Origin of the sequence: Aquabacterium sp. (assembly GCF_036279675.1) — a bacterium.
Taxonomy (GTDB): domain Bacteria; phylum Pseudomonadota; class Gammaproteobacteria; order Burkholderiales; family Burkholderiaceae_C; genus Aquabacterium.
In genome coordinates, this window is the sequence record NZ_DASUIS010000012.1 from 24,844 (window position 1) to 31,983 (window position 7,140).

Consider the following 7,140-nt stretch of genomic DNA (forward strand, 5'->3'; position numbering starts at 1 on the left):
CGGCTCAGGCTACCGCAGGCATGCGGATCAGGTGATCAAAAGCGCTGAGCGCGGCCTTGGCACCATCGCCTGCTGCGATCACGATCTGCTTGTAAGGCACGGTGGTGCAGTCACCCGCAGCGAACACGCCGGGCACATTGGTGTGGCCCTTGGCATCCACGATGATCTCGCCGAACTTGCTCAGCTCGACCGTGCCCTTGAGCCATTCGGTATTGGGCACCAGCCCGATCTGCACGAAGACGCCTTCCAGCGGCACCGTGTGTTCTTCGCCCGTGGCGCGGTCCTTGTACTTCAGGCCGTTGACCTTGCCCTCGGCGCCGGTGATCTCGGTCGTCTGCGCATTGGTGTGGATGGTGACGTTGGGCAGGCTCTTGAGCTTGTTGACCAGCACGGCATCGGCCTTGAGCTGCTCGGCAAACTCGACCAGGGTCACGTGCGCCACGATGCCCGCCAGGTCAATCGCGGCTTCGACGCCCGAGTTGCCGCCACCGATCACGGCCGTGCGCTTGCCCTTGAACAGGGGGCCATCGCAGTGCGGGCAATAGGCCACGCCCTTGTTCTTGTACTCGGCCTCGCCAGGCACATTGACGTTGCGCCAGCGCGCGCCGGTCGAGAGGATCACGGTCTTGCTCTTGAGCACGCCACCATTGGCCAGTTTCACCTCGATCAGGCCACCGGCTTGCGCGGCCGGCACGATGGCTTCGGCGCGCTGCAGGTTCATGATGTCCACGTCGTAAGCACGGGTGTGTGCTTCCAGCGCTGCGGCGAACTTGGGGCCATCGGTCTCCAGCACCGAGATGTAGTTCTCGATCGCCAGGGTGTCATTGACCTGGCCACCAAAGCGCTCGGCGGCCACACCGGTGCGGATGCCCTTGCGAGCGGCGTACACAGCGGCGGCTGCACCAGCAGGGCCACCACCAACGATCAGGACGTCATAAGGCGCCTTGGCGTCGATCCTGGCGGCCTCCCTGGCGTCGGAATTGGTGTCCAGCTTGGCGACGATCTCGGCCACGGTCATCTTGCCCGAGGCGAACATCTGGCCGTTGAGGAAGACCATGGGCACAGCCATGATCTCGCGCTTTTCCACTTCTTCCTGGAAGGCACCACCTTCGATGATCGTGGTCTTGATCTTCGGGTTGAGGATGGCCATGAGCGACAAGGCCTGCACCACGTCCGGGCAGTTGTGGCAGCTCAGGGACATGTAGACCTCGAAGTTGAAATCACCATCAAGTGCACGGATGTTGTCCAGCACCTCGGCTTCTTCCTTCGGGGGGTGGCCACCCGTCCACAGCAGGGCCAGCACCAGCGAGGTGAACTCGTGGCCCAGGGGCAGGCCAGCAAAGCGCAGCGAGGTGTCGCTACCCGTGCGCTGCAAGGTGGAGGACGGCTTGCGCGCATCCTGACCATCGGTCTTGAGCGTGATCTTGTCGCTGCGCAGACCGGCGATGGTCTGCAACAGCGCCAGCATCTCGCGGGAGTTCTCAGAGTCGCTCAGGGATGCGGTGATCTCGAAGGGCTGTTGCACGCGTTCCAGATAAGCGCCGAGTTGGGCCTTGAGGTTGTCGTCCAGCATGGTGTGCATCCTTTTTCTTGATGAGCGATTAAGCGACTGTGAGAACCGGCCTCCTTCCAGATTCAGAAAGCGACCAGCATCCACCCCGGCGGGCTTTGTGAGCCCGCAGGGAGAGAGTGTTCAACGAAGTGGTGAGGTCAGACCTCAACACAGGTCAAGACTTGGTGAAGTCTCAGATCTTGCCGACCAGGTCCAGCGAAGGGGTCAGGGCGGCGGCGCCTTCCTTCCACTTGGCGGGGCAAACCTGGTTGGGGTTGGCGGCGGTGAACTGGGCAGCCTTGAGCTTGCGCAGGGTTTCCGACACGTCGCGGGCGATTTCGTTGCTGTGGATTTCAGCAGTCTTGATCACGCCTTCGGGGTTGATGATGAAGGTGCCGCGCAGCGACAGGCCTTCTTCTTCGATGTGCACGTCAAAAGCGTGGGTCAGCTTGTGAGTGGGGTCGCCAACCAGGGGGAACTTGGCCTTGCCCACGGCGGGGGAGGTTTCGTGCCACACCTTGTGCGAGAAGTGGGTGTCGGTCGTGACGATGTAGACCTCGGCGCCAGCCTTCTGGAATTCGGCGTAGCTGTTGGCAGCGTCTTCGATTTCGGTGGGGCAGTTGAAGGTGAAGGCAGCCGGCATGAAGATCAGGACGGACCACTTGCCCTTCAGGCTTTCGTCGGAGACTTCAATGAACTCGCCCTTGCCGCCGCGGTTGACGAAAGCTTGGGTCTTGAATGGCTGGACTTGCGTGTTGATCAGAGACATGGCTTGTTCCTGTTGAGAGGTTGAGTTGGTGAGACAACAGGGTGAATCTTAGGCCAGCTCATGCCATATAGCGAATTGATTGATCAAATACTGACGATTGGCGGGGGCTATTGGCAAATTGTCATGCCATAGACGAAAAAAATCCCGCCAGGCCTGCCAACCTGGCGGGAAACAGGAGAGTCGGTACTTACTTCTTGACTGTGCTCTTGACTGGGGTTGGGGCAGGAGCAGGAGCCGCGCTCAGGTAAAAACGTGTGCCGTTCACCGGCGTGTTGGATGACCTGTTGACCGTGAAGGAACCCACTGCGGGGGCGGCGACCTTGCCGGTCGCCGTCACACTGAGCGTGACCGACCCAACGGAATTGGGCACCGTGCATACATACAGCCCGGTCGTGCCGGCTCCGCAGGAGATGCGCGCATCCGTTGCCTTGACCGTGGCTGCGGTGGTGAAGGGCGTGCCGTTCGCATTGAGCAGCCACCCGGCCACCACGGTAGAGCCCTCGGTGGACACCGATGCCTTGGCTGCGTTCCCCAGCGCCGCGACAGTCCCCTTGGTCTGCAGCATGGTCGCCACCACGTTTTCCGTATCGGTGCCACAAGGCTGCTTGGAGGCCGTGCAGGTCAGCTTGGGCGAAGAGAACAAGGCCACACGCGGCGAGATGTAGGACATCACCGTGCCGAACTGGCCCGAGATGCCTTTGCCGTAGCTGTAGCTGAACACGCCCGGGAAGGACGAATTGGCCTTGTCATGGGCGTTGCCCAGGTTATGGCCGAGTTCATGCGCCAATGTGAGTGATTCGCAGTAGTAGCCGTTGGACTGCCCGTCATTGAGCGCCGCGAACAGCGACGTGCCCACCTGGGCCTTGTACAAGCTCATGCCGCCCGCCCCGCCACCCGGAACATAAGCCAGGCCGCAGGTGTTGGTCTTGCCGGTGGCGGTGTTGAAGGGCGAGAAGAACACGGTCATGGCACCCCCGGCGTTGCGCCTCAGTGCCGAGATACCCTTGAAGGCGCCGGTATCCCCGCGCATGGCAGGCAGCACGATCTGGGGCGTGGTATCGGCCTGCGCCACCTTGGCCCAGCCCACGATCTTGAAGGCGATGCCGGTGCCGCTGTTGGCGTAAGCCGAGTTGGCCACCTGAACCAGGTTGGACAAGCGTGTGCGCGCCACAGCCTCCGTGCCCCACTGGGCCACATAGGTGGCGCTGTAGGTCATGAACACCGTGATGGTGGTGTCGATCTTGCCTGCGGCCAGCGGCACCGGGACCGTGGCAGCCGTGCTGACCGCGCCGGCGGCCTGAGAGGTCGCACCACCAGCAGCAGCCTGCGTCTCGTCTGCGGAACCGGCATCCACGTGATCGGGCCCACGCAAACGGTTCCAGCCCGCGGTGACCGGATCCACGATCTGCGTCTTGCCCTGGCGGGTGACGATCTGGTACTCGTTGCCATTGCTCATCACCGTGCCGAAAACGGCATCCTTGCCAACCGTCACCACGGTGGGCGAGCCAGAACCGTCCATGCGGCTGACACCCTGAATCTGCAGGAAGCCGTCCTGATCCAGCTCGCGATGGGTCACGATGGCCACTTCGGTCTGGCCGTTGGGCAGGGGCAGGGCGATTTCGGCGCCTTCTTCAGCCTGCGCCAGCGCCGCAAAGTTGCCCTTCACGTCGCGCACGCCCTTGTCCGTGGTGGCGCCCAGTGCGTAGGCCTGCCCCTGAACAGGGCCGACATCCTGCACGGCCTTGAGCTCACCCGTTGGTTGCTGCTTGAAGGCAAGCTGGTGCCCGCTGAAGCGAATCGCCCCGACGAAACCTTCCTTGACCTGCTTGAGGAAGACGCGGTCACGCGGGCTGCCGTCCAGGCTGCCATGCCAGTAGTTCAGGCCGTCCAGGCCCTTGGTCGTGGTCTCGAACACCACCGTCTTCCTGCCGATGAAGGGGAAGTTGATCTCCACCTTCTGGCCGGTCTTCATGCCCATCAGGCTCTTCGCATCCAGCTTGAGCGGGCTGTTGATCTCCAGGCCCCGCCCCGAGACGCCAGCAGGATCCACGGCCGCGATGCCCTGGCCACTCCAAACCGACAAGGCCAGCAAGGCCACCCCGGACAACACGGTGCGTGAGAACTGCATCTTCTTGATCCTTCGCCTGACAGGGCGTGCATGAACGAGAAGCCAGATTAAGACGCTGCCCCAGGGAGTCCTAGTGAATTTCTGACAGCTTGAGCTCAATTACAGCTTGTTTACAAACCATTTGTCTGAACCGTCACACCCTCCCAATTCGGGCTTTTTGTCAGATGAATTCCTACAAGACGTGTAGCCGCAAACCGACCCGTCTTACAGCCGCTTACCTATCAAGGAATTTGGGATCTCTTTGCACAATGACTCCATCGACAACGCGAAACCGCAACGAGTCAAACAAAGGAACACAGACATGAACGCCGACCAGATCCTGATGGAAATCCGCGAAACCAACCTGTCCTACCTGATGCTGGCTCAGACCCTGATCCGCAACGACCGTGACCAGGCGCTGTTTCGCCTGGGCCTGACAGAAGCCGCCGCCGACCGCCTGGCCTCCCTGTCTCCCGCCCAGCTCCTGAAGGTCGCATCGAGCAACACCCTGGTGTGCCGCATGCGTGTCGACGATGACCTGGTCTGGTCCCTGCTGACCAACCACGGCAAGGGTGCCGGCAGCGATGGCGCCTCCCGCCTGCATGCCTCGATCCTGCTGGCCGGCAAGCATCAGGAAGCTGCCTGAATCAGCCCCCCGCCCGAACCGAACACCCCTATCTACAGACAAGCCGGAGAAACCACCATGCGTACCAAGAGCCTGTTGACCGAAGCCAAGCAAATCGACCGCGCCGTGACCCTGATCAACCTGGGTGCCCGCCTGCAGGTCCTGGAGTCGGAAACCGACATGTCTTACGAACGCCTGCTGCGCCTCTATAAGGAAGTCTCCGGCAAATCGCCTTCCAAGGGTCAGCTGCCCTTCTCGACCGACTGGTTCATGACCTGGCAGCCCAATATCCACGCTTCGCTGTTCCTCAACATCCACGAGTACCTGAACAAGGCCGCCGAGATGGACGAGATCGACGTCGTCATCAAGGCCTACCAGCTGTACCTGGAGCAAACCGAATCCCAAGGCCTGGAGCCCCTGCTGTCCGTGACCCGCGCCTGGCGCCTGGTCAAGTTCATCGACAACGGCATGCTGACCATGACCAAGTGCTCCAAGTGCGGCGGCCACTTCGTCAGCCACCCACACGAAATCTCGCGTCACTTTGTCTGCGGCCTGTGCAACCCACCCGCACGTGCCGGCAAGGGCAAGGCCGCTGGCGCCATCCAGATGCACTGATCTGCCTGGCCCCTGTTTACTGAATTTGTTTTCCTGCGTTCGTTTTCATTGCTTGTCTCCTCCTAGCGGCACTGCACCTGAGTGCCTTCAAACGGGGTCCTTCGGGACCCCGCTTTTTTTGTGGCGCGACATACGCAGCCAATTTAAGCGGCCGTGAAGTTGCGACACTGCTTGACGAAAACCGCCATTCCTGACCCGATCGACTCAGGACATGAACGCTGGCGGGCGTCACACCGGATGCCTAATCTTGCGATCCTCGCTGTCTCACGAGGATCACCGTGTCTCGCATCAACCGTCGTCAATTCGTGCGCCACGCCGGCGCTGCCCTGGGCGCCAGCGTCCTGCCCCTGAGCGTTCAACGCGCCCTGGCCGCCCCGGCCCAAGGCGGCACACTGGGCTCCATCGCCCACGTGGTCATCTTCTCGCAGGAGAACCGTTCGTTCGACCACTACTTCGGCAGCATGAAGGGCGTGCGCGGCTTTGGCGACGACCACCCCATGCTGCGCCAGAACAGCGGTAACCAGTCCGTGTTCATGCAGCAGGACCTGGTCGGCGCCGGATTGACCCGAGCACCCTTCCACCTCGACACCAGTTGCGTGTATGACGTCGCGCATGACTGGAGCACACAGAACACCGCCTACAACCATGGCCGCATGGACGCCTGGCTGATCGCCAAGGGACCGTTCACCATGGGCTACTACAAGCGCACGGACATCCCCTGGCACTACGCGCTGGCCGATGCCTTCACGCTGTGCGACCACTACTTCTGCTCCACCCGCACCAGCACCGACCCCAACCGCCTCTACCTGATGAGCGGCACGCTGGACCCGCAAGGCCGCAACGGCGGCCCGGCCACCAGCAACAGTTTTGGCGACCTGACCTGGACCACCTACCCCGAGCGCCTGCAAGCTGCCGGCATCTCCTGGCGCATGTACCAGGAGCAGGACAACTACGACGACAACGCGCTGGCCTGGTTCAAGCAGTTCAAGACCGCGCAACCAGGTTCCCCGCTGTACGAAAACGGCATGCGCCGTCGTACCATCGCCGACTTCCGCAATGACGTGATGAACGACCAGCTGCCGGCCGTGTCATGGATCATCGCGCCCGAAGCCTTGTCCGAGCACCCGCGCGGCCAGCCCAATGCCGGCGCCCACTACGTCAACCAGTATCTGGACGCCTTGGCTTCCAACCCCGCCGTGTGGGCCAAGACCGTCTTCATCCTGACGTATGACGAAAACGGTGGTTTCTACGACCACGTGAGCCCGCCTGTCCCCCTGCCAGGCACGGCAGACGAATTCGTCAACGGCGAATCCATCGGCTTGGGTTTCCGGGTGCCCACCATCGTGTGCTCACCCTGGAGCCGCGGTGGCTGGGTGGCCAGCGAGACCTTCGATCACACCTCCATCCTGCAATTCCTGGAGAAGTGGACCGGCGTGTCCGAACCCAATATCAGCGCCTGGCGCCGCCAGGTC

Annotated in this window: 6 protein-coding genes; 3 read left to right on the plus strand and 3 right to left on the minus strand. The window is 62.0% G+C overall.

The features are described 5' to 3' along the window. Nucleotides 1-4: 4 nt before the first annotated feature. The 3 genes from ahpF to VFW93_RS01360 all read right to left on the minus strand — a co-directional run bounded on the left by ahpF (nucleotide 5) and on the right by VFW93_RS01360 (nucleotide 4,449). Nucleotides 5-1,573, minus strand: a complete 1,569-nt coding sequence (gene ahpF / locus VFW93_RS01350) for an alkyl hydroperoxide reductase subunit F (RefSeq protein ID WP_329692197.1) — start codon at nucleotides 1,571-1,573, stop codon at nucleotides 5-7. A 172-nt stretch (nucleotides 1,574-1,745) separates the two neighbouring features. Continuing rightward, nucleotides 1,746-2,321, minus strand: a complete 576-nt coding sequence (ahpC, locus tag VFW93_RS01355; RefSeq protein ID WP_329692198.1) for an alkyl hydroperoxide reductase subunit C — start codon at nucleotides 2,319-2,321, stop codon at nucleotides 1,746-1,748. Between the two features lie 187 nt (nucleotides 2,322-2,508). Continuing rightward, nucleotides 2,509-4,449, minus strand: a complete 1,941-nt coding sequence (locus tag VFW93_RS01360) for a reprolysin-like metallopeptidase (RefSeq protein WP_329692199.1) — start codon at nucleotides 4,447-4,449, stop codon at nucleotides 2,509-2,511. A 301-nt stretch (nucleotides 4,450-4,750) separates the two neighbouring features. Between VFW93_RS01360 and flhD the strand changes: the two genes are divergently transcribed. From flhD to VFW93_RS01375, 3 genes are all read left to right on the plus strand, one after another. Further along, complete coding sequence (flhD, locus tag VFW93_RS01365) at nucleotides 4,751-5,074, plus strand: flagellar transcriptional regulator FlhD (protein ID WP_290639205.1); 324 nt, start codon at nucleotides 4,751-4,753, stop codon at nucleotides 5,072-5,074. A 57-nt stretch (nucleotides 5,075-5,131) separates the two neighbouring features. Then, nucleotides 5,132-5,668, plus strand: coding sequence for a flagellar transcriptional regulator FlhC (flhC, locus tag VFW93_RS01370; protein ID WP_329692200.1), 537 nt, complete (start codon nucleotides 5,132-5,134; stop codon nucleotides 5,666-5,668). A 278-nt stretch (nucleotides 5,669-5,946) separates the two neighbouring features. Continuing rightward, the coding region (locus VFW93_RS01375) for an alkaline phosphatase family protein (protein ID WP_329692201.1) at nucleotides 5,947-7,140 on the plus strand (1,194 nt) is incomplete at its 3' end.

What these genes read in the sequence shown, in the direction of transcription:
- ahpF (WP_329692197.1), bottom strand. Translation starts at nt 1,573, where the DNA reads ATGCTGGACGACAACCTCAAGGCCCAACTCGGCGCTTATCTGGAACGC.
- ahpC (WP_329692198.1), bottom strand. Translation starts at nt 2,321, where the DNA reads ATGTCTCTGATCAACACGCAAGTCCAGCCATTCAAGACCCAAGCTTTC.
- VFW93_RS01360 (WP_329692199.1), bottom strand. Translation starts at nt 4,449, where the DNA reads ATGCAGTTCTCACGCACCGTGTTGTCCGGGGTGGCCTTGCTGGCCTTG.
- flhD (WP_290639205.1), top strand. Translation starts at nt 4,751, where the DNA reads ATGAACGCCGACCAGATCCTGATGGAAATCCGCGAAACCAACCTGTCC.
- flhC (WP_329692200.1), top strand. Translation starts at nt 5,132, where the DNA reads ATGCGTACCAAGAGCCTGTTGACCGAAGCCAAGCAAATCGACCGCGCC.